Annotated in this window: 21 protein-coding genes; 12 read left to right on the top strand and 9 right to left on the bottom strand. The window is 70.8% G+C overall.

The window, feature by feature from the left end; genetic code table 11:
* Positions 1-64: 64 nt before the first annotated feature.
* Both FJ108_01340 and FJ108_01335 read left to right on the top strand, forming a co-directional pair.
* Positions 65-1,768, top strand: a complete 1,704-nt coding sequence (locus tag FJ108_01340) for a hypothetical protein (GenBank protein ID MBM4334544.1) — start codon at positions 65-67, stop codon at positions 1,766-1,768.
* A 101-nt stretch (positions 1,769-1,869) separates the two neighbouring features.
* The gene (locus FJ108_01335) at positions 1,870-2,469 is read left to right on the top strand and encodes a hypothetical protein (GenBank protein ID MBM4334543.1); all 600 of its coding nucleotides are present in this window, start codon (positions 1,870-1,872) and stop codon (positions 2,467-2,469) included.
* Between the two features lie 41 nt (positions 2,470-2,510).
* Here FJ108_01335 and FJ108_01330 read toward each other — a convergent pair whose 3' ends face one another.
* The 3 genes from FJ108_01330 to FJ108_01320 form a co-directional block, all read right to left on the bottom strand.
* Entirely contained in the window at positions 2,511-3,941 is a 1,431-nt protein-coding gene (locus FJ108_01330) for a CAP domain-containing protein (protein MBM4334542.1), read from the bottom strand.
* A gap of 582 nt (positions 3,942-4,523) precedes the next feature.
* Positions 4,524-4,784, bottom strand: a complete 261-nt coding sequence (locus FJ108_01325) for a hypothetical protein (protein MBM4334541.1) — start codon at positions 4,782-4,784, stop codon at positions 4,524-4,526.
* 229 nt (positions 4,785-5,013) lie between these two features.
* Complete coding sequence (locus FJ108_01320) at positions 5,014-6,360, bottom strand: alpha/beta fold hydrolase (GenBank protein MBM4334540.1); 1,347 nt, start codon at positions 6,358-6,360, stop codon at positions 5,014-5,016.
* Here FJ108_01320 and FJ108_01315 point away from each other — a divergent pair.
* A complete protein-coding gene (locus FJ108_01315) occupies positions 6,349-6,777 on the top strand; it encodes a hypothetical protein (GenBank protein ID MBM4334539.1) in 429 nt (142 codons plus the stop codon). The genes FJ108_01320 and FJ108_01315 overlap by 12 nt on opposite strands.
* Here FJ108_01315 and FJ108_01310 read toward each other — a convergent pair.
* A complete protein-coding gene (locus FJ108_01310) occupies positions 6,774-7,202 on the bottom strand; it encodes a hypothetical protein (GenBank protein MBM4334538.1) in 429 nt (142 codons plus the stop codon). The genes FJ108_01315 and FJ108_01310 overlap by 4 nt on opposite strands.
* A 196-nt stretch (positions 7,203-7,398) precedes the next feature.
* On the opposite strand from FJ108_01310, the gene FJ108_01305 reads away from it, so the two are divergent.
* Positions 7,399-8,484 (top strand): inositol-3-phosphate synthase, encoded by a 1,086-nt coding sequence (locus FJ108_01305; protein MBM4334537.1) that lies wholly within the window; start codon positions 7,399-7,401, stop codon positions 8,482-8,484.
* Positions 8,485-8,506: 22 nt separating this feature from the next.
* Here FJ108_01305 and FJ108_01300 read toward each other — a convergent pair whose 3' ends face one another.
* The gene (locus FJ108_01300; GenBank protein ID MBM4334536.1) at positions 8,507-8,986 is read right to left on the bottom strand and encodes a PEGA domain-containing protein; all 480 of its coding nucleotides are present in this window, start codon (positions 8,984-8,986) and stop codon (positions 8,507-8,509) included.
* On the opposite strand from FJ108_01300, the gene efp reads away from it, so the two are divergent.
* The 3 genes from efp to FJ108_01285 are packed head-to-tail and all read left to right on the top strand — an operon-like array spanning position 8,900 to position 10,298.
* On the top strand, positions 8,900-9,448 hold the full coding sequence (efp, locus tag FJ108_01295) for an elongation factor P (GenBank protein MBM4334535.1): 549 nt from the start codon (positions 8,900-8,902) through the stop codon (positions 9,446-9,448). The genes FJ108_01300 and efp overlap by 87 nt on opposite strands.
* Positions 9,449-9,471: 23 nt before the next feature.
* A complete protein-coding gene (locus FJ108_01290) occupies positions 9,472-9,960 on the top strand; it encodes a hypothetical protein (GenBank protein ID MBM4334534.1) in 489 nt (162 codons plus the stop codon).
* The gene (locus FJ108_01285; GenBank protein ID MBM4334533.1) at positions 9,957-10,298 is read left to right on the top strand and encodes a hypothetical protein; all 342 of its coding nucleotides are present in this window, start codon (positions 9,957-9,959) and stop codon (positions 10,296-10,298) included. Before FJ108_01290 ends, FJ108_01285 begins: the two co-directional genes overlap by 4 nt.
* On the opposite strand, the gene FJ108_01280 is transcribed toward FJ108_01285, so the two are convergent.
* Genes FJ108_01280 through FJ108_01270 form a run of 3 tightly spaced genes read right to left on the bottom strand, consistent with a single transcriptional unit; the run spans position 10,295 to position 13,126 of the window.
* Positions 10,295-10,705, bottom strand: coding sequence for a hypothetical protein (locus FJ108_01280; GenBank protein ID MBM4334532.1), 411 nt, complete (start codon positions 10,703-10,705; stop codon positions 10,295-10,297). The two genes, FJ108_01285 and FJ108_01280, sit on opposite strands and share 4 nt — an antisense overlap.
* Before the next feature lie 11 nt (positions 10,706-10,716).
* Complete coding sequence (locus tag FJ108_01275; protein MBM4334531.1) at positions 10,717-11,880, bottom strand: thiolase family protein; 1,164 nt, start codon at positions 11,878-11,880, stop codon at positions 10,717-10,719.
* 46 nt (positions 11,881-11,926) lie between these two features.
* Positions 11,927-13,126 carry an MFS transporter gene (locus FJ108_01270; GenBank protein MBM4334530.1) on the bottom strand — a complete coding sequence of 400 codons (1,200 nt, stop codon included), beginning with the start codon at positions 13,124-13,126 and terminating at the stop codon, positions 11,927-11,929.
* A 37-nt stretch (positions 13,127-13,163) separates the two neighbouring features.
* On the opposite strand from FJ108_01270, the gene FJ108_01265 reads away from it, so the two are divergent.
* Together FJ108_01265 and FJ108_01260 are read left to right on the top strand one after the other, a co-directional pair.
* Positions 13,164-13,964, top strand: a complete 801-nt coding sequence (locus FJ108_01265) for a class I SAM-dependent methyltransferase (GenBank protein MBM4334529.1) — start codon at positions 13,164-13,166, stop codon at positions 13,962-13,964.
* 95 nt (positions 13,965-14,059) lie between these two features.
* Positions 14,060-14,788 carry an FKBP-type peptidyl-prolyl cis-trans isomerase gene (locus tag FJ108_01260; GenBank protein ID MBM4334528.1) on the top strand — a complete coding sequence of 243 codons (729 nt, stop codon included), beginning with the start codon at positions 14,060-14,062 and terminating at the stop codon, positions 14,786-14,788.
* Here FJ108_01260 and FJ108_01255 read toward each other — a convergent pair.
* Complete coding sequence (locus FJ108_01255; GenBank protein ID MBM4334527.1) at positions 14,785-15,753, bottom strand: MBL fold metallo-hydrolase; 969 nt, start codon at positions 15,751-15,753, stop codon at positions 14,785-14,787. The genes FJ108_01260 and FJ108_01255 overlap by 4 nt on opposite strands.
* A 193-nt stretch (positions 15,754-15,946) precedes the next feature.
* Between FJ108_01255 and FJ108_01250 the strand changes: the two genes are divergently transcribed.
* The 3 genes from FJ108_01250 to FJ108_01240 all read left to right on the top strand — a co-directional run bounded on the left by FJ108_01250 (position 15,947) and on the right by FJ108_01240 (position 18,418).
* Entirely contained in the window at positions 15,947-17,239 is a 1,293-nt protein-coding gene (locus FJ108_01250; protein MBM4334526.1) for a HAMP domain-containing histidine kinase, read from the top strand.
* Complete coding sequence (locus FJ108_01245; protein MBM4334525.1) at positions 17,236-17,769, top strand: response regulator; 534 nt, start codon at positions 17,236-17,238, stop codon at positions 17,767-17,769. The genes FJ108_01250 and FJ108_01245 overlap by 4 nt, the downstream gene beginning before the upstream one ends.
* 112 nt (positions 17,770-17,881) lie before the next feature.
* On the top strand, positions 17,882-18,418 hold the full coding sequence (locus tag FJ108_01240; protein MBM4334524.1) for a hypothetical protein: 537 nt from the start codon (positions 17,882-17,884) through the stop codon (positions 18,416-18,418).
* Positions 18,419-18,584: the final 166 nt, after the last annotated feature.

Raw genomic sequence — 18,584 nt, 5'->3', positions numbered from 1 at the left:
GAGTGTAACGCTCCGCGCTCCGACCCCTTGAAGCGAGCGACTCCGCACCATAGCGTCTGGCCCCGTGGCCGTTCCGCCCCCGCCAGGCCGTCCGCTTCCCGCGCACCCGGCCGGTGGCGGGCTTCGGAGCGGGCGACTTCGGATCCTCGTCTGCTGCGAGTGGGCCTGCTCGGCTGCGCTCGCGGCATTTCTGGTCTGGATCCTTTTTCGCAATCTGATCTACGCGCCCGAGCTCTGGCGCGACGAGATCACCACTCTGCACGTGGCGGCGCAGCCGTCGCTCGGCGAGCTCTGGTCGCTCGTCGAGTGGGAGTCGCTGCCGCTGCTGTGGCTGCTCGTGGTTCGCGGCTGGATCGGGCTCGGCTTCGGCGCCGACGCGGAGTCGCTTCGCGCGCTCGCGTTCATCGTCGGGCTGGGCGTGATCGCAAGCCTGCTCTTCGCGGCCTGGCGAATTGCGCGCACGCTGCCGCTGCTCGGGCTTCTGCTGGTGGCGGCGAATCCCACCGTGATCCGCTTCGGCGACACGCTCCGCGCCTACGGGTTGGGCCTGGTGCTCGCGATCCTGCTCGTCGCGGCATTCTGGCGACTGGCGCAGCGCGTCGATCGCGCGCGAATCGCGGCCGCTTCGCTCGTCTCGATCCTCGCGGTGCAGTGCCTGTACCACGACGCCGTGGTGGTGCTCGCGCTCTGCAGCGCCTGCGCAGCCGCGTGGGCGATCCGGCGTCAGCCGCGCCAGGCGGCAGTACCGCTCGCGATTGGCGCGGTCACGGCGCTCACACTGCTCCCGTACGCGGGGGCGCTGCTTCGAGCGCGTGAGTGGAACGTCGTGTTTCGCGTGCCGATCGACCTCGCCTGGCTGATCCAGAGGATTCGAGCGACCGTCGAGGTCGGAGGCCCCTGGCTCTCGGCGCTCTGGATCGGCCTCGCGGTCTCGGCGCTCGCGCTCTGCGCGCTCCGCCTGGTCCGGCCCGCAGACAGCGACGAGCCACCCGTCGACCAGCGCGCGCGCGCGGCCTTCTTCGCGGTCGCGCTTCTGCTGGGAACGGCGGCCTACGCGGCCTTCCTGGTGGTCGTGAGCTACCCGACCCAGCCCTGGTACTACCTGTCGTTCCTCGGGCTCGCGGCCGTGGGGATCGAGGGCGGCCTTGCACTGGAGCTTCGCGATCGGATCGGCGTGCGCGCGCTCCGGCTCGGCATCGTCGTCGCAGGCTTCGCGCTGGCGGCAGCCGGAATCTGGCAGCAATCGAACCTGCGCATGACGAACGTCGACCTGATCGCGCGGACGCTCGAGGAGCAGGCGCGAGCGGACGACCTGATCCTGGTCGCGCCCTGGTATCTCGGAATCGCTTTCGACCACTACGACTCGGGCGCGACTCCGTGGCTGTCCGTGCCGGACGTCTCGGATCGAAGTCTCACGCGCTACGACCTGGTGAAGGCGCAGATGCTGCGCCCCGACGCCGTGCGGCCGATCGCGGATCGCGTCTCGCAGACGCTTGCGAGCGGTGCGAGGGTCTGGCTCGTCGGGTCGCTGCCGCTTCTCGACGGAAATCCGCCGCCGCGCGCGGCGCCGGTGGCGCCAGACTCGCCGCTCGGCTGGAGCGAGAGCGCCTATCAGCAGCTCTGGTCGCGCGAGGTCGCGCACCGCCTGCAGCGGGACGCTCGCCGTGTCCGCGAGATCCCGATCGCGACGCCGCTCGCCGTGAGCCGCTACGAGAGCCCGCCGCTGTTTCTGTTCGAGGCCGAGCCGACGCCGCGCGGCCCTGATTGACAGGTCCGGCGCGCCCCCGCAGTATTTTTTTCGTCGCTGGCGCAGCGCCGGTGGGCTCACGCGGGTGCTCCACGCGGACGTGCTCGTTCAGGAGATCGAAGATGCACAAGATCAGGACTCTCGCGGCGCTCTCGCTGTTCGCGGCCGCGGCGCTCGGCGCGGGGACGGCGGCGGCCGGAGGCTTCAACGGCCGCATCGACGGCGAGTTCGCGGTGGACGACATCGAGTGCGCCAACGCCAACCAGGAGGGTCGGGAGGCCCGCGCCTTGTTCGACGTCGAGGGAACCCACTTCGGCCTGGCCGGCTACGCGAGGGGCATCGGGACGGACGGCGACGCCGTCGAGATCCAGTACTTCGCGGACCTGCCCGACTCGGGATCGGCCAGCGACCGCACGGTCCGAATCAGCCAGAAGAGCTACTCCGGGTTCTGCGTGGTGATCGTGTCGGCGAACGGGCGCTCCTACGACGGCTGCTCGGGCGGCGAAGTCTTCCCCGAGAAGTGCTCCATCTCCGGCATGATGAACGTCGCCGGCAACAGCGCGAAGATCGACCTCAAGTGCAGCGCGACGAATCTCTTCCAGAGCGCGGTCGATACCCAGGGCCAGATCGACACCCTGTGGCCGCGTTCCGGAACAACCCGTGCGGCGTGCGGATCGACGCGAACGAAGCCGGGCGGACCTCCTCGCTCACGATCAGCGTGAACGGCAGGCCCGAGGAAGCGGAATAGGGCCGGGGCGCGAAGCTAGCGCGGGTAGCTCGCGTACAGTTCGACGACGATCGTCTGGCCCGTCGAGGCTTCGACGACGGCCACGCCGCTCGCGTTGAATGCCGGGTTCAGCAGGTTTTCGCGGTGGTCGTGCGAGCGCATCCACTCGTCGACGATGATCCGCATGCGGTCGCCGCCGACGCTGGTCGCGCCGATGTTCTCCGCGAACAGGCGGAAGCCCGAGACGCCGGCCGCCTGCGCGCGCTGGAGCGGGTTCTCGCCCTCTGGATTCACGTGCGCGAGATAGCCGCGGCGCGCCATGTCCTCCGCGTGACCGCGGGCGACGCGCGCGAGCTCCTGAGAGGGCGCGAGCGCGATCAGCTTGCGCTCCGCGCGCACCTGGTTCACCAGCTCGAGCAGCTCGGCCTCGGGACCCGCGAGCGCCTCGAGCGGCGCGGTGGCGAGCCAGATGACCGCCGCGAAGCCGATGCCGAAGGAGAGCGCGGCGCGCAGCGCGCTCGCGGTCGGATTCAATTCGCCCCGTCCTTGTTCCAAAGCTCGAAGACCTCGCTCGAGTCCGCCTCGCGGCTGGCGAGCTTGCCGTTCTTGTAGCGCGAGACGACGTCCGGCTTTCCGTCGAAGTCGATGTCCTCGCGCTTCTCCGAGATCTGGCCGTTCACGTAGAGCGAGACCGCGTCGGGCCGGCCGTCGCCGTTCCTGTCGACCTCTTCGCGCTCGATCTGCCCCTTGGCGTAGATCGCGACCTCGTCGCGGAAGCCGTCGCCGTCGCGGTCGATCTCGGTGCGCAGGATCTCGTCGCCCCGGTAGAAGGTCCAGGTGTCGGCCTGTCCGTCGCCGTTCGAATCGCTGCGGCGACGCGCCATGCGGCCGTCCTCGAACAGGCTCGACGTCTCCATCACGCCGTCGCCGTTCAGGTCGTCGTCGCTCGAGACGAGCCGGCCGCTCTCGTCGTAGTGGAGATTCCGATCCACGCGGCCGTCGTGATCCTCGTCGAGCGCTTCGAGCGAGGGCCGGCCGTTGCGGGTGTAGGTCCACAGATCGGGGCGCCCATCGCCGTTGCGATCGGTCGCCTCTGGCGCGCCGAGCCCGGGCGCGCCGGGCGGGATCGGTCGCGAGGCCTGCGGCGCAGCGCTCGCGCCGGGCGCGGAATTGCCCGACCGCCGGCCCAGGCTGCGCTCGAGCGCGGCGAGCTCGTCGGAGATTCGCGCTCCCTGAGCGACGCGCGTTCCCGGGGCGGCTTGCGGCGGAGCGGCGGGCGCCGGCGCGCCGGCTCGCTGCTGCAGCTGATCGCGGAGCGCCTGGTTCTCTTCCGCGAGACGATTGCGCTCGACATCGTCCGGTGTATTGGCGCGCCCGGTCGCGGGATCGGTCCCCTGGGTCGCCTTGTCGAACTGCTCCTTCGCCTCGTCGTCCGCCTTGTCGCCGAGCGACTTGCCGAGGAACCAAAACGGGTAGCCGAAGATCGGGCCGATCGGCAGGAAGCGCTTGTCCTCGAAGCTCTCGGAGACCTCCTCCTTGCCGCCGCTCACCATCGTCATGTTCGAGGCGGGCTGCGGAGCGGAGCCGGACGCGGTCGCGCCGGGGGCCGGAGCTTGCCCTGGCGCTGCTGCGCCCGCGCGTGGCGGCTCCCCGCTGCCGCTGTAGGAGCCGGAGGTGGTCCCCGGCGCGGTCGACCCGGTGGTCTGTCCGCTCGAGCCGATCGGGCCGATCGCGCTGCCGGGCATCGCGGGACCCGACTCGCCCGGGTACATCACGGTCGCGCCCATCCCGGTCAGGGTTTCCGGACGCTGCTCGCGACTGGAGCTTGAATAGCCGATGCCGCAGGCGCAGAGGGCGCTCGCGAGAAGCACGAGGGCGGGAAAGGACAGGGATCTCATCCGACCCATGCCCTGCAAGACCGGATCCCGACCGCGCGCGAAACCGCCGACCGCGGCTTTGCGCGGGCGATTGCGCAGGGACTGCGCTCGCGCTGCACGTTCGGTGTGAAGCGGAGTTCCCAGAGGTGGAAGAGCGGGCTCCGCCCGAGCGTCAATTCGCCGCGCCGGAGCTCACCCCAGCGTCGTTCAGGAAGAAGACCAGCTCCTCGCAGCGCTCCGATTCCGGGGCCCAGTAGCGAACCCGCGTCCAGGCGGGCGCGTCGAGACAGTGGCAGGTCGTGCGCTCGACTCCACAGGGCTCACGGCTCGAAGACTCGGTGCAGATGCACGCGGCTTCCGATCGATGCAGTCGAACCGCCGCCGCGTCCGGCGCGAGAAACAGCGAGGACAGCAGTAGCAGCGCCGATCCCATGATGGAATTCTACCACGGCCAAGAGACCGGACTTCCGCACCGCCAGCCGTGTGCGCCTTAAACGGGACACGGCAGCGATGACTCGCTGCCGTGCCGAGAAAGCATCCTCCGGGATGCATCAGGCCCGAAGGCGCCCATTCCAGGGCCTTTGGCTGCTTCTCTTGGAGGGAAGGCGCCAAGCTAATCCAGACGCCGAGGCGTCGCAACGGATTCGCGTCACTCTTGCGAGTCAGCGTCGAGGAATTTCGAGATTCTCGACCAGCCAGGCGAGAATCTCGGCAGTCACCTCGTCGCGATTCGTCTCGTTCAAGAGCTCGTGGCGCGCGCCGGGAAACACGCGCTCGGAGAGCCGCTCGTGCCCGGTCGCCCGCAGCGCCTGCGCGAGCGCATGGAACCCGCGCAGCGAGTCGTGCACCGGGTCGCGCTCGCCCGAAATCATCTGAACGGGCAGGTCGCGGGGGATTCGCAAGAGCGACTCTCGCGCGAAGATCCGGCGCAGCGCGCTCGCCAGATCGCAAAGCCCGCCGACGCTGAGAACGAATCCGCAGAGCGGGTCGGCGACGTAGCGCGCGACCTCCTCGCGGTCCCGCGACAGCCAGTCGAACTCCGTCTCGGCGGGCTCGAACGGGGTGTTGAAGCGGCCGAAGAGCATGCGCTGAAGCAAGCGGCTGTGGCCGCTCGCGCCCAGGCGGAGCCGCTCGAAGCGCGCGACCGCGAGCGCGAGCGCGATTCCGCGCCCGGGCGGGCCGGAGGTCCCGGAGAGGATCGCCGCGGCGAGGCGGACGCGGGCCTGCGTGAGCAGATCGAGCACGAGAAGCGAGCCCATGCTGTGACCGAGAATCGCGTGGGGAACGTCGGGGCGCTCCGCGGCGATCCGCTCGGCGAGCTCGGCGACGTCGTCGACGGCCTTGCTCCAGCCGTCGTGGTCCGCGAGGTGCCCGAGCGGCGTGGCGCCCGCGAGCGAACGCCCGTGGCCCCGCGTGTCGGCGGCGAAGACCTCGAAGCCCGCTTCGCAGAGGCGCTCCGCAAGACGCGCGTAGCGCGCGGAGTGCTCGCCCATTCCGTGCACGATCTGCAGCGTCGCGCGGATCTGACCGTCCGGAACGAAGCGGCGCACGTGGATCTCGATCCCGTCGCGACTTCTCTGGCTCTGCGAGGTGGTTCTCATCGCCCTTCCGAGGATCGGCGGGTCTGATGATGGACTCGCGAGCGCGCGCGTCAACGGCCGGGTTTGCGCGCTCGCATCGATGCGCGGAGAATCGCCCGCAGGTTGAGCGAGAAGATCGAAATCGCCCCGCGCTTCTGCGGCCCTCCAGGGACGGCGAACGGCGGCTATCTTTCGGGGCTGCTCGCGCGCGGACTCGAGGGCGCGGTCGAGGTGACGCTGCGCGCGGCGGCTCCGCTTGCAACACCGCTCGATGTCGACGTGACCTCGGACGGCGCGCGCACCTTGAGCCTCGACGGCCGCGAGCTCGCCACTGCGGTGCGGAGTTCCCTCTCGCTCGAGCTGCCGCCGCTTCCCGATCTGGCGCAGGTCGAGGCCCGCGCGGGCGGCTGCCGGGCGATGCGCACGCATCCGTTCCCGCGCGACTTCGTCTGCGGGCCGGAGCGCGCGCCGGGCGACGGGCTGCGGATCTTTCCCGGGGTCGTGCCCGGAAGCGACCGCGTCGCCGCGATCTGGCGGCCGGATCCGTCGCTCTGCGGCGCCGACGGCCGCGTGGCGGACGAGTTCCTCTGGGCCGCGCTCGACAGCCCGTCGTCGTTTCCGCTGCTCGAGCCGGAAGGGGCGCGCGCGCTCGAGCCACTCGTGCTCGGCCGGCTCTGCGTCCGGATCGAGGGATCCCTGCTCGCGCGCGAGCCCGCGCTGATTCTGGCCTGGCCGATCGCGCTCGAGGGCCGTCGCGGCGTCGCAGGTGCGGCGCTCTTCGACCCGTCGGGCCGTCCGGTCGGCCTGGCTCGAGCGACCTGGATCTCCCTCGCCGGTCGGACCTAGACCGCGATCCGCCAGCCGTCGCGCCGCAGCTCTTCGCTGGTCGCATGCCCGCGCAGCGACGGCGCCTTGCGCTCGCCGTTCAGCCGCACGAGAAGGATCTCCGCCAGCCGCTCCGCCTGCGCGAGGTCGCGCACGAGCGGGGTGAAGAAGGCGTAGGCGCTGTGCTGGCCGAACAGGCTCTCGTCCTCGCGCCGCACGAGCTCGGTGTAGCTGCGAGTCTTCGCATCGAACCCGAAGTAGACGCGCACTTCGTTGTAGTACCGCGAGGTCCCCAAGCCGGTGCCGAACTCCGCCTCGATCGCCGCGGGTCGGCCGCAGCGCGCGCAGCTGTGCTCGAGAGTCAGGGGCACGAGCGCGACCAGCTTCTCGTACTCGGGGCAATCGGCGCTGCGGCAGTGCGCGGCGCCGCGTCGCATGCGGGTCATCGGGTTTCCCTCCTTGGAATCGGGCGCGTGCTCGCGTCCCTGCCGCGAAGCAGAATCAAGTTTCGTGCCGGCCGCGCGGCGCGCGCGGTGGCCGGAGAGCCCGACGCCAAGCCCGCGCGCTGCCCAAAATGGGAAGCGCGCGACCGCGTCGCCCGCTCTCGACGCGTCGGCCGACCTGAGTCAACCTGCGACCGGCATGCCCAAGCTCAGACTGGCCATCGCCGGGGTTGGAAACTGCGCGAGCTCCCTGCTGCAGGGTCTTGCGTACTACCGGGATCACGATCCGTCGCAGAGCGCCGGGCTGCTCCATCCCGAGATCGGGGGCTATCGCATCGAGGACCTGCAGGTCGTCGCCGCCTTCGACGTGGACGAGCGCAAGGTCGGCCGGAAGCTCGAGGAGGCGGCCTTCGCGCCTCCGAACTGCACGGTCGTCTTCGCCGAGAAGCTGCCGCCGAGCGACGTCGTCGTGCAGATGGGCCCGGTGCTCGACGGCGTCGCCGAGCACATGGCGCGCCACCCGGCGGAGCGCGCGTTCCGGGTCGCGTCGGCCGCGCCGGTCGATCTGGTCGCGAAGCTTCGCGAGAGCGGAGCCGACGTGCTCGTCTGCTACCTGCCGGTCGGATCGGAGCGGGCCGTGCGCGCCTACGCCGAGGCGTGTCTCGTGGCCGGCGTGGCGCTCGTGAACTGCGTGCCGGTCTTCATCGCGTCGGATCCCTCGCTCGCCGAACGCTTCCGCGCGGCGAAGCTTCCCGTCGTGGGCGACGACATAAAGAGCCAGGTCGGCGCGACGATCGTCCACCGCACGCTCGCGCGGCTGCTCGCCGATCGCGGCGTCGCGCTCGACGCGACCTACCAGCTGAACACCGGCGGCAATACCGACTTCCTCAACATGCTCGAGCAGGAGCGGCTGATCAGCAAGCGGATCTCGAAGACCGAATCGGTCCAGTCGCAGCTCGACGTCCGCCTCGCGCCCGAGCAGATCCACATCGGCCCGTCCGACTACGTCGCCTGGCAGAGGGACAACAAGGTCTGCTTCATCCGGATGGAGTTCCGCGGCTTCGGCGACGTGCCGATGAATCTGGAGCTGCGCCTCTCGGTCGAGGACTCGCCGAACTCCGCGGGGGTGGCGATCGACGCGATCCGCTGCGCGAAGCTCGCTCGCGACCGTGGGATCGGCGGCCCGCTCGAGGAGATCTCCGCCTTCGCGATGAAGAGCCCGCCGCGGCAGATGCGCGACGTGGACGCCGCGCGCGGGCTCGAGAAATGGATCCGCTCCGCGTAGGCCTCGAATCCCACCGTCGGCGCTACGGCGATTTCGGCTCCTCGATCTCGAGCCGGAGCCGGCGCTCGAGGTCCGGGTCCGAGCTCGGCCCGGGCACCAGGCGCTTCGCGACGTCGGCCGGCGTCAGGAAATCGATCCCATCGTTCGCCTCGTGCTTCTCCAGCACGACGAGCTCCGGCCGGTAGCCTTCCTTCTTCAGGTACACGCTGTGGTCCCGGTCGCGCGGCACCCGCAGCAGCTGTGGCGTGGTGCCGATCGGCACTCCGTCGAGAAAGATCTCCGCGCCCGGGGGATCGCTCTCGATCGAGACGTTCTGATAGGCGGCACAGCCGGCGAGGCCCAGGCAGAGCAGAAGGATGTGTCTCACCTGCCGCAGTTTACAGCTCCGGTGCCTTCGGGCTAAGGTCCGCGCCCGATGGGATTGATCGACACCACTCGAATGCGGCCGGGCGTCTACGTCGAGATCGACGGGAACCCCCACGTGGTCATCTCCTATCAGCACGTGAACCCGGGCAAGGGCGGCGCGTTCGTTCGGATGCGCTTCAAGAACCTGACCAGCGGCAGCGTGCTCGACCGGACGATCAAGGCCGGCGACGTGCTCCCCGAGGCCGAGATCGCCAAGCGCGAGATGCAGTACCTGTACGACGACGGCGATCGCATGGTGTTCATGGACCAGCAGAGCTTCGAGCAGCTCGAGATCCCGCGCACGCAGGTCGAGAACCACGACCTCATGACCGAGAACTGCACGGTCGAGGTCCTGCTCCACGGCGCGCGGCCGATCGGCGTCACGCTCCCCAATTTCGTCGAGCTCGAGGTGGTCGAGACCGACCCCGCGACCAGCGGCGGCAAGCTCAAGCCCGCGAAGCTCTCGACCGGCGCGGTCGTGCAGGTCCCGAGCTTCATCGCGCGCGGAGAGAAGCTGCGCATCGACACCCGCGAGCGAAGGTACGTCGAGCGGGCCTGAGCCCCGCGAGAGGAGTGCTCCGCATGAAGGCCGCGTTCCTGATTTCCGCCCTGTCGATCGCGCTCCTGTCCACGCCCGCGCATGCGCAGGAGCGGGCGTCCGAGGGGCTGCGCGAGACGATCTCCGCCGAGATCCAGAAGCTCGCGACCGCCGCGAACGCGGGCGATGCCGATGCGTTCTTCGCCCTGACCAGCGGCTCCGAGAACCTCGTGATTGCCGGCGATGGGCGAATCACGCGCGGGCTCGCCGAGGTCCGAGCGAACATGAACGATCTCTTCGTCGAGCGCGGCAGCTACCGCTGGCAGATCGGCGCCGCCGATGTGGTGAAGGCGGGACGGCACGTCGTGATCGCGGTGGCCCCGTGCCAGTTCACCGCGGTTGGCGACGAAGCGGCCGTGCGACTCACCGGCGCGATCACGGTGGTCTTCGCGCGCAACTGGTTCTGGCAGGACTACAAGGTCGTGCACAGCCACCGCAGCACCGGACGGATCGGAGTCGCCGTCGTCGAGTGAGAGCGGTGGTCTGGCTGGTCTGGATTCGCGTCGAGTCGCTGCCCGGCTGCCGGCAGGTCCCGCAGCCCGGCAGCGACGAGCTCGAGTGCGCGCTCGAGCTCGAGCACGAGGAGAAGCTCCGAGCGACCCTCGACGAGGCGCTCCGCCCGCATCGCCATCGGGTCGCGGAGATCCAGGCGAAGCTCGCATTCCGGGCGACGGATTGGGACGACCGCAGCGATCCCGAGTCGCGCGTGCGCGCCGCGGCTGCCGCCGCGATCGCGCGGGGCGGGGTGCAGTTCACCTGGTTCGGCTGCGCTCCGCCCGCGACTTCGGCCCGCGATCTCGCGCCCGGCTAGTCCGCGCGGCGGAAGACCGGCACCGGCGTGCCGTCGGCAAGCCGCTCGAAGACCACGGAGACGCGGTCGCCCGTGCGTACGGGCGCGCGTTCGCTGGCGGCCAGGCGAGACGCGAATCTCACCCGCTCGTCGAGCTCGACCCACACGAGGGTGAGCGGGAGCTTGCCCTCGTGCTCGGGAAGGAAGGAGCGCTGCAGCCGACCGTGGCTCCAGACCCGGCCCGACCCCGACGCCTCCGCCCACGCGATTCGCGTTCCGCCGCAGGAGCTGCAGCGACTTCGCACCGGCGCAAGGAAAGTGCCGCACGTCTGGCAGCGCTGGAGCGCGAGCACGCCGCGCTCCGCGGCCTCGAAGAAGGGAAGGGAGCGCTCCTCGATCTCCGGCGCCGCGCTCGAGCTCTCGGCCATCTCTTCTCTCCTCAGCTCGCGGCGGGCGAGAGCACCAGCGTCGCGTGGTAGTTGAAGATCCCGCCGTTTCCGGAGACCGCGACGAGATCGGCGCGATCCACCTGACGCTCTCCGCCGTCGCCGCGCGCCTGGATCACCGCTTCGGAGACCGGCGTCATTCCCCACATGTAGTAGGCGGAGAGCATCCCGCCGCCGGTGTTCGTCGGCAGCGCGCCGCCGGGTCCGAGCGCGCCGCTGGCCGCAAACGCGCCCCCTTCACCGCGCTTGCAGAACCCGTAGTCCTCCAGCGTGGCGATCACCGTGAACGTGTAGCAGTCGTAGATCTGCGCCGTCCGGATGTCGCCCGCCTTGCAGCCCGCCATCGAGAACGCCGCGGCGCTGCTGCGCTGCGCGAGGCTCGGAGCGGTGTCGTCCCATTCGAGCTGGTGCGCCTGCGCGAAGCCGCGCACGTAGACCGGCGGCCGCGCCAGGTCGCGAGCCTGCTCCGCGGCGCTCACGATCACGCAGATCGCGCCGTTCGAGACCAGGCAGCAGTCGAGGATGTGAAACGGCTCGACGATCCAAGGTGAAGCGTGGTAGCCGGCGAGGTCGAGCGGCTCGCGCATGGTCGCGAGCGGGTTCTTTCGCGCCCAGGCGCGCGACGAGACCGCGACCGCGCCGAGCTGGTCCTGCGTCGTGCCGTACAGATCCATGTGTCGCTGCGCGTGGAGCGCGTAGTACGGGATCGGTCCGGCGAAGCCGAGCGCGGGGCCGATCGACGCCACTCCGCGCCGGCCTGCGCGCGCGCGCCCGTAGGCCTGTCCCGCACGCGAGCCGGGCGCCAGCGGTGTGTCGGCGAAGACGCAGGCGACGTGCCGGGCGAGCCCCGCCGCGACCGCGAGCGTCGCGTAGCCGATCATCTGTCCGGCGCTCGAGCCGTAGCCGTTCATCTGTGTCTGCAGCGCGAGGTCGCGAAGTCCGACCGCCTGCGCCAGCGACAGGTCGACGCCCTGGCTGATGCCGGCGTTGATCAGCAGGCCGTCGAGCTCCGACCTCGCGAGCCCCGCATCGGCGAGGGCGCGCAGCACCGCGTCGGCCGCGAGATCGGTCGCGCTGCGCCCGTAGACGCGGCCGAGCTCGGTCATGCCCAGACCCGTGATCGCCGCGCGGCTCGAGAGCGGATGGTCGGTGCTCATGCGCGAATTCTCCCACTCTGCGCGGCCGCGGGACAAACGCGCTCGCTCAGACCAGCTTCCTGACGTCGGTGGCGACGGCGATCATCGCGACCACCACGAGCATCCCTCCCGCGCAGACCGCGCAGGTCGCAAGCGATCCGAGCTGCGCCTGCAGCCAGCCCGCGAGCGGAGCGCCGAGAATGCCGGACGCGCCCATCAGCGTGAGCGTGTAGACCGACAGCACGCGGCCGCGGCTCTCGGCCTCGGTGTGCTCCTGGAACAGGGTGCGGCCCGCGTTCATGAAGAACGCGCCGCCGACACCGAAAATCGTCGTCGCGATCAGCGCGCCCCAGAAGGGCAGGCCCAGACCGAGGGAGCCCAGACAGAGCGCGCCCGAGGCCAGCGCGAGAAGCTGCGCCATTCCCTTCCGGCGCACGCCGCCGCGAAGCAGGATCAGCGCGGAGCCGGCGATCGTGCCGACGGGGAACGTGGTGTACAGGAGCGACAGGTCCGCCACGTCGCCGTGGTAGTAGTCACGCACCAGTAGCGGGAAGACGACCTGGAACGGCCCGATGAAGAGCGTTCCCAGGGCCGCCGAAAGCAGCGCGACCGGAGCGAGGATCCGCGAGCGCGCGACCTCGCGCACGCCGTCGGCGAGCTCGCCGAGGCGGAGCGCGCGGCGTCGCGGGCGACCTCGGGCCGCGGCAGACGGGTGAGCGCGCGAACGCTCGCGAGCAGCACGAGCGTCTGCAGGCCGATCAGCGGCAGCAGGCCGACGAAACGTCCCGCGACGCCGAACGAGGAGCCCACCGCCTGCATCACGAACTGGCTGATCGTCAGCGTCGTGATCGCGCGCATCAGGTTTCCGGCGACGAGATCGGAGACCATCGCGTCGCGGGAGGGCATCAGGAAGGCCGTGATCGTGCCCATCGCGAGCACGTAGCCGATCACCACCGGCAGCGAGAGTCTCTCGGCGGCAGCGCCGGCTCCGAGCGCGGCCGCGAGCAGCGCCGCAGCGAGGTACAGGCCGATCAGCAGCGCGCGGCGATCGACCCGATCGGCGACGGCTCCTCCGAGCAGCACCAGCCCGAATCCCGGCAGCTGCTGCGCCATCTGGGTCACGGCCATCGCGGTGGAGCTGCCGTCGAGCTCCATCGCGATTTTCGTCGAGACCACCACGCTCTGCAGGCCGAAGGCCAGGAACCAGCCGCCCACGGCCGCCACGTACCACTGGAACGGACTCACGCTCCGGATCCGGTCGCGAGATCGGGGCGCAGGATTCGCACGACGGTTAGGATTCTCGCATGGCCGGGCCCGGGAGTTCGAACGAATCGCTCGCGCTCGACGAAGAGTACGGTCAGGCGACCGCGCGCTTCTACGACGCCGCTTACGCGCGCCTGCCCCTGCCGCAGCTCGACGGCCGTGACGTCGAGTTCTACCGCGAGCTCGCCCGCGAGGGTGCGGGCCCGGTGCTCGAGCTCGGCTGCGGCACGGGCCGCGTTCTGCTCCAGATCGCCGCGCTCGGCTTTCCGTGCACCGGCCTCGACGCCTCGCAGCACATGCTCGCGCGCACCCGGCAGAAGTCGACCTTCCCGAACCTCCGGCTCGTGCACGCGCCGATGCAGAGCTTCGACCTGGCCGGCGAGCGCTTCGGGCTGATCTTCTCCGCCTTCCGCGCGTTCCAGCACCTGTACGGGGTCGCAGACCAACTCGCCTGCCTGGCCTGCGTGCGGCGGCACCTCGCGCCCGGCGGCCGCTTCGCTTTCGACGTGTTCGCGCCGAGGCTCGCGCGGATGGCGGCGCTCGAGGAGCCGGAGACCGTCGACCTGCGCTTCGGCCACGAGGGCGAGGAAATCGTCCGACACGCGGCGGTGACGCGGGATCCGGCGCTTCAGCTTCTCGACGTGCGCTTCCGCTACGAGCGCTGGCGCGACGGACGGGTGGTCGGGAACGAGCTCGCGAGCTTCCGCATGCGCTGGTTCTGGCGCTACGAGCTCGAGCACCTGCTCGCGCGCGCGGGCTTTCGCGAGATCGAGATCCACGGCGACTTCGACCGCAGCCCCGTCTCGGCCGACTCCCCCGCGTTCGTGGTCGTGGCTCGCTAGCCGTCCGCGCCCCGCGATCCGCGCGGCTTGCGCGGTCGGGAATCCCGGCCCAAGATCCCGCACCCGGTCAGATCGCGCCGGGATCTGGAGACCGCATGCCGTCGCGGATCGCAGCCCGGACCGCCCAGCTCGCCTTCCTCTGCATTCTCGCCACGAGCCTCGCGGCCGAGGCGCAGGTGCCCGAGACCGAGGAGCAGAAGACCGTCTACGCGCTCGGGCGGGCGGTGGCCAGGAATTTGAAATTGTTCGCGCTCTCGCCCGACGAGGTGAAGCTCCTGATCGCGGGGCTCTCGTCGGGGCTCGCGGACGAGAAGTCCGACGTCGATCCCGACGCCTACAAGGACAAGATCAACGAGCTCATGCGCTCGCGCTCAGCGGCTCGCGCGGCGGGAGAGCGAGAGGCGTCGACGCGCTTCCTGGCCGAGGCAGCGAGCCAGAAGGGCGCGCAGAAGACCGCGTCGGGGCTGGTCTACCAGGAGACGAAGGCGGGGGCGGGCGCCGCCCCGACGAAGCAGGACGACGTCGTCGTGCACTACACCGGGAAGCGACGCGACGGATCGGTCTTCGACAGCTCGGTCGAGCGCGGCGAGCCCGCGGACTTCCCGCTCGCGCGGATGATTCCGTGCTGGACCGAGGGGCTGCAGCTGATGAAGCCGGGCGGGAAGGCGGTGATCACGTGCCCCGCCGATCTCGCCTACGGGGACACGGGGCTGCCGCCGGGTTCGGGCGAGATGATCGCGCCGGGCGCGGCGCTGCGTTTCGAGGTGGAGCTGATCAGCGTCGAGAAGGGCGGAGCGGCGAAGTCGCCCGGGTCGGCTCCCTAGACGCGCCTCCGCGCTCGCCGACGGTCGAGCTCCGCCATCAGTCCGAAGAGCTCGATCGCGTTCGCGCGGCCGAGCGCGCCGTCGCTCCACTCGCGGTAGAGCGTGTGCACGTTGACCGCGATCCGCTCGGAGTCGCCCCAGTCCGAGTAGCTTCCGAGCGCGATGTCGCGCGCGGCGTCCGCGGGCGAGAGGCCGGCGTCGAAGCGGCGCCGCGTCTCGTCGCGCACGTAGACCAGGTAGTCGCGGACGCGAAGAGCGCCGGCCGCGTCGGTGATCGGACCGTGCCCCGGGACCACCACGCTCGCGCCGAGCGCGGCGATCCGCTCGCACGCGGCGATCCAGTTTCCCACCGGGCCCGCCCACATGATCGGCGTGCCGTCGACGAACAGGATGTCGCCGGTGAAGACGACGCCGTCGGCCGGCAGCCAGACGAGGGTGTCGCCGCGCGTGTGCGCCGGGCCGACCTCGAGCAGCACGACCGGCTTGGCGCCGACCTGCAGGTGCAGCTCGCCGCTGAAGGTCTGCGTCGGCGGCGCGTGGGGAACGCCGGAGAACTCGAAGGGTCCGAAGCAGCGCGCGAGGAACTCCCCGGCCGGACCCAGAGCCGCGGCGCTCTTCATCAGGCCCGCCATCGTCGCCGGCGGCAGCTCGTCCATCTCCTCGGCGCTCGCGCGCGAGGCGACGATCCGCGCGCCCGCGACGAGCGAGTTCCCGTAGCAGTGGTCTCCGTTCGCGTGCGTGTTCACGAGCGTGCCGATTCGCGACGCCGCCGGCGCTGCGCGGCGCATTGCCTCGAGCATCTCCGCCGTCAGCCGCAGGTCGAAGAGCGTGTCGACCAGCAGCGACTCCCCTCCGTCGCAGACCAGCCCCGCATTGCTCCAGCCCCAGCTCCCATCCGGCTGAAGCCACGCGAAGCTGCCGTTCCCGAGTTCGTGAAGCCCCTTCTCATACTTCCAAGACCGCATCCGCACAGCCTACCAAGCCACGCCAGCGCTGAGAACACGGCGTGCGCAGCCTCGGCGGCCGGGCCGGGCCTCGACGAGGAGGGTCGAGGGTTCCCACCCGAGGGGACCCCCGAGGAGAGACCGGCCCGGCCGCCGAGGCCACCGATGCCCCGACCTTGGACTGTCCTGCTCCTAGTTCACTAGTCTGTCCCCGATGAGGAACAGGGTGCTAGCCCTGCTCGAGCCGCCGCTCACGCGGCTGGGCGACGGCAACGCCGCAAAGCTCGCCTGGCTGGTCGGGCTGCGCTGGATCGCGCTCGGCGCGCAGTTCCTGTCGATCCTGCCCGCGCTGCGCTTCGAGCTCCTCGAGCCCGAGCGCGTGCCCGCGTTCCTCGCGGTGGTGGTGGCGCTCGCGCTGCTGAACGCGGTGACCGCGGGTCGTCTGCGCCGCGGCAGCAACGTCTCGCCGATCGAGCTCGGCGCGCAGCTCTTCGCGGACATCGCGGCGCTCTCGCTGCTTCTCGCGCTCTCGGGCGGCGCGTGGAATCCGCTGATCCCGCTGCTGTTCTTCCATGCCGGGCTCGCCGCGCTCCTGCTCGAGGCGCGCGTCTCGCTGGCGTTCTTCTGGAGCCTGGTCGGGTGCCTCGCGCTCGTGCAGGCGTTCGGGCACGTGCCGCCCGGGCTCGAGAACGCGCGGGTCGCGCCGGCGGTGCTCTTCCCCGCGCAGTTCCTGGTCGCCGGCGTGTTCTGGATCTTCACCACCTGGCTCTCGAACACGCTGCTCGCGCTCGGCGCCCAGCTCCGCGCGCGCGACGAAGAGCGCGGTCGCATCGATCGGCTCCGCGCGGTGGGAGCACTCGCGGCCGGACTCTCGCACGAGTTCGCGACGCCGCTGAACACGGCGATGCTGCGGCTCGAACGGCTGGCCCGCAAGCTCGATCTCGGCGAGGACCCGTCGCTCGGCGAGGCTCGCGAGGCGCTGCTCCGCTGCGGCGACATCCTGCGCCAGATGGCGGGTTCGCAGCTTCGCCCCGACGGCCTCCGACTCGAGGCGGGCGACGTCGGGGATCTCGTCGAGCAGGTCTGCGCGGGCCTGCGCGCCGAGGAGCCGACCGTGCCGCTGCGCCTCCGGCGGGAACGCGGTCCGGCGCTCGTGGTGCTTCCGGCGGTCGCGTTCACGCAGGCGGTGCTGAACCTGATCGAGAACGCGCTCGAGGAGAGCTCGCCGGAAGCTCCGCTCGAGGTCGACGTGTCCATGACACAGGACCGTGTCGTGGTCGAGGTGCGCGACCACGGCCCGGGCTGGCCGGCGCTGGTCCGCGCGCATCTCGGCGAGCCGTTCGTGACCACGCGGCCGAGCGGGGTGGGGCTCGGGCTGTACTTCGCCTACACGCTGGCCGAGACGGTGGGCGGTCGGCTCGAGCTCGACGACACCCCGGGCGGCGGCGCGATCGCGCGCCTCGTGCTGCCGGTCGCGCGTGATTTGCGCCTGCAAGGAGCTTCATGACGACGTCGCCTTCCCTGTTGATCGTCGACGACGACGAGCGCTTCGCGGAGACGCTCTCGCTCGAGTTCCGCGAGCGAGGCTGGAGCGTGGATCGCGTCGGCGATCTCGACGCGCTGCGCGCGCTGCCGCCGTTCGCGTACACCTGCGCCAGCGTGGACCTCAGGCTCCGCGCGCAGAGCGGGCTCGACGCGATTCCGATCATCCTCGAACGCAGCCCGGAGACCCGGATCGTCGTGCTCACCGGCTACGGGAGCATCGCGACCGCGGTGCAGGCGGTGAAGCTCGGGGCACTCGACTATCTGACCAAGCCGGTGCAGGTCGAGGATCTGTTGCAGGCGTTCCTCGGCAAGGGGCTCGCCACCGGCGAGGAGAAGGGCGCGGACTCGCAGACGCTGGCGAGGCGCGAGCGCGAGTACGTCGAGTGGGTGCTCGCGGCCTGCGACGGCAACATCAGTCGCGCGGCGCGCCAGCTCGGACTCCACCGCCAGAGCCTGCAGCGCAAGCTGAGAAAGTTCACGCCGCGAAGCTAGAAGGGGATCGCGAAGTCGGGCAGCCCGGCCGCCGATAGACAGCCGGGAGGGTCGTCCCATCCGTTCTCTCGTACAGACGGTCCAGCGCTTCTGGCGAAACCTCTCGCCCGTCGTGCAGGAATCCTCGCCCGATCTGCCCGAGATCCTGCACCAGGCTGCGCGGCGCAGCAGCGCGCTCGTGCTGATCCTGTCGCCCCCGGTGATCGTCGCGACCATTCTCGGGGGCGCCTCCCGGCCTGCGGAGGGACTGGCGCACGGCGCGCTGACCGAGATCGGAATGCTCGCGGCCTTCCTGCTGGCGCGGACGCGCGTGGGATTTCGCCGCCCCGAGATCCCGCTCCTGGTCGGCTCGTCGGTGATGATCGTCTCGCTCCTCTTCTCGTCCTGGCACCTGACAAGCGACGTCGACGTGTACGGACTTCTGCCGAGCGTGGTGCCGCTGGCGCTCGCGGTCTTCGCCCCGCTGCCGCCGATCTACTTCCTGCTGCTCGGGCTCGAGGTCGCGCTGCTGCACCCGCTCGCGCTCGCGTACGCGCCGTCGCGCTGGGCGCTCGATCCGTGGACGTGCGCGGCGATCTCGCTCGCGCTGGCGGCGCTAGCCTGGATTTCTCACCACTCAAACGAGCACAGGCCGGCTGACTTCTGTTAACCGTTGAGTTGCAAGACAAAACGGGCCAACAGAAAGGGCCGACCTGTGCAGACAGAGTGTAGCGCGACGCAGCTTGAGTTTTCGCCGCTGGGACGACGGCCCGTGGTGGGCCGGTTCGACGCGGAGCACGCGAGCAGCGACGGCGGGGTGCTGCTGCTGCGCGAGC

The organism is Deltaproteobacteria bacterium (genome assembly GCA_016875225.1).
GTDB lineage: Bacteria > Myxococcota_A > UBA9160 > SZUA-336 > SZUA-336 > VGRW01.
The sequence above is the reverse complement of the archived record's forward strand: the minus strand, read 5'-3'. Positions and strand labels throughout refer to the sequence as shown.

Excerpts from the sequence above, each read along its gene's own strand:
- FJ108_01335 (MBM4334543.1), top strand. The coding sequence starts at position 1,870 with ATGCACAAGATCAGGACTCTCGCGGCGCTCTCGCTGTTCGCGGCCGCG.
- FJ108_01325 (MBM4334541.1), bottom strand. The coding sequence starts at position 4,784 with ATGGGATCGGCGCTGCTACTGCTGTCCTCGCTGTTTCTCGCGCCGGAC.
- FJ108_01315 (MBM4334539.1), top strand. The coding sequence starts at position 6,349 with ATGCGCACGCATCCGTTCCCGCGCGACTTCGTCTGCGGGCCGGAGCGC.
- FJ108_01320 (MBM4334540.1), bottom strand. The coding sequence starts at position 6,360 with ATGCGTGCGCATCGCCCGGCAGCCGCCCGCGCGGGCCTCGACCTGCGC.
- FJ108_01310 (MBM4334538.1), bottom strand. The coding sequence starts at position 7,202 with ATGACCCGCATGCGACGCGGCGCCGCGCACTGCCGCAGCGCCGATTGC.
- FJ108_01305 (MBM4334537.1), top strand. The coding sequence starts at position 7,399 with ATGCCCAAGCTCAGACTGGCCATCGCCGGGGTTGGAAACTGCGCGAGC.
- efp (MBM4334535.1), top strand. The coding sequence starts at position 8,900 with ATGGGATTGATCGACACCACTCGAATGCGGCCGGGCGTCTACGTCGAG.
- FJ108_01290 (MBM4334534.1), top strand. The coding sequence starts at position 9,472 with ATGAAGGCCGCGTTCCTGATTTCCGCCCTGTCGATCGCGCTCCTGTCC.
- FJ108_01280 (MBM4334532.1), bottom strand. The coding sequence starts at position 10,705 with ATGGCCGAGAGCTCGAGCGCGGCGCCGGAGATCGAGGAGCGCTCCCTT.
- FJ108_01275 (MBM4334531.1), bottom strand. The coding sequence starts at position 11,880 with ATGAGCACCGACCATCCGCTCTCGAGCCGCGCGGCGATCACGGGTCTG.
- FJ108_01265 (MBM4334529.1), top strand. The coding sequence starts at position 13,164 with ATGGCCGGGCCCGGGAGTTCGAACGAATCGCTCGCGCTCGACGAAGAG.
- FJ108_01260 (MBM4334528.1), top strand. The coding sequence starts at position 14,060 with ATGCCGTCGCGGATCGCAGCCCGGACCGCCCAGCTCGCCTTCCTCTGC.
- FJ108_01255 (MBM4334527.1), bottom strand. The coding sequence starts at position 15,753 with ATGCGGTCTTGGAAGTATGAGAAGGGGCTTCACGAACTCGGGAACGGC.
- FJ108_01250 (MBM4334526.1), top strand. The coding sequence starts at position 15,947 with ATGAGGAACAGGGTGCTAGCCCTGCTCGAGCCGCCGCTCACGCGGCTG.
- FJ108_01245 (MBM4334525.1), top strand. The coding sequence starts at position 17,236 with ATGACGACGTCGCCTTCCCTGTTGATCGTCGACGACGACGAGCGCTTC.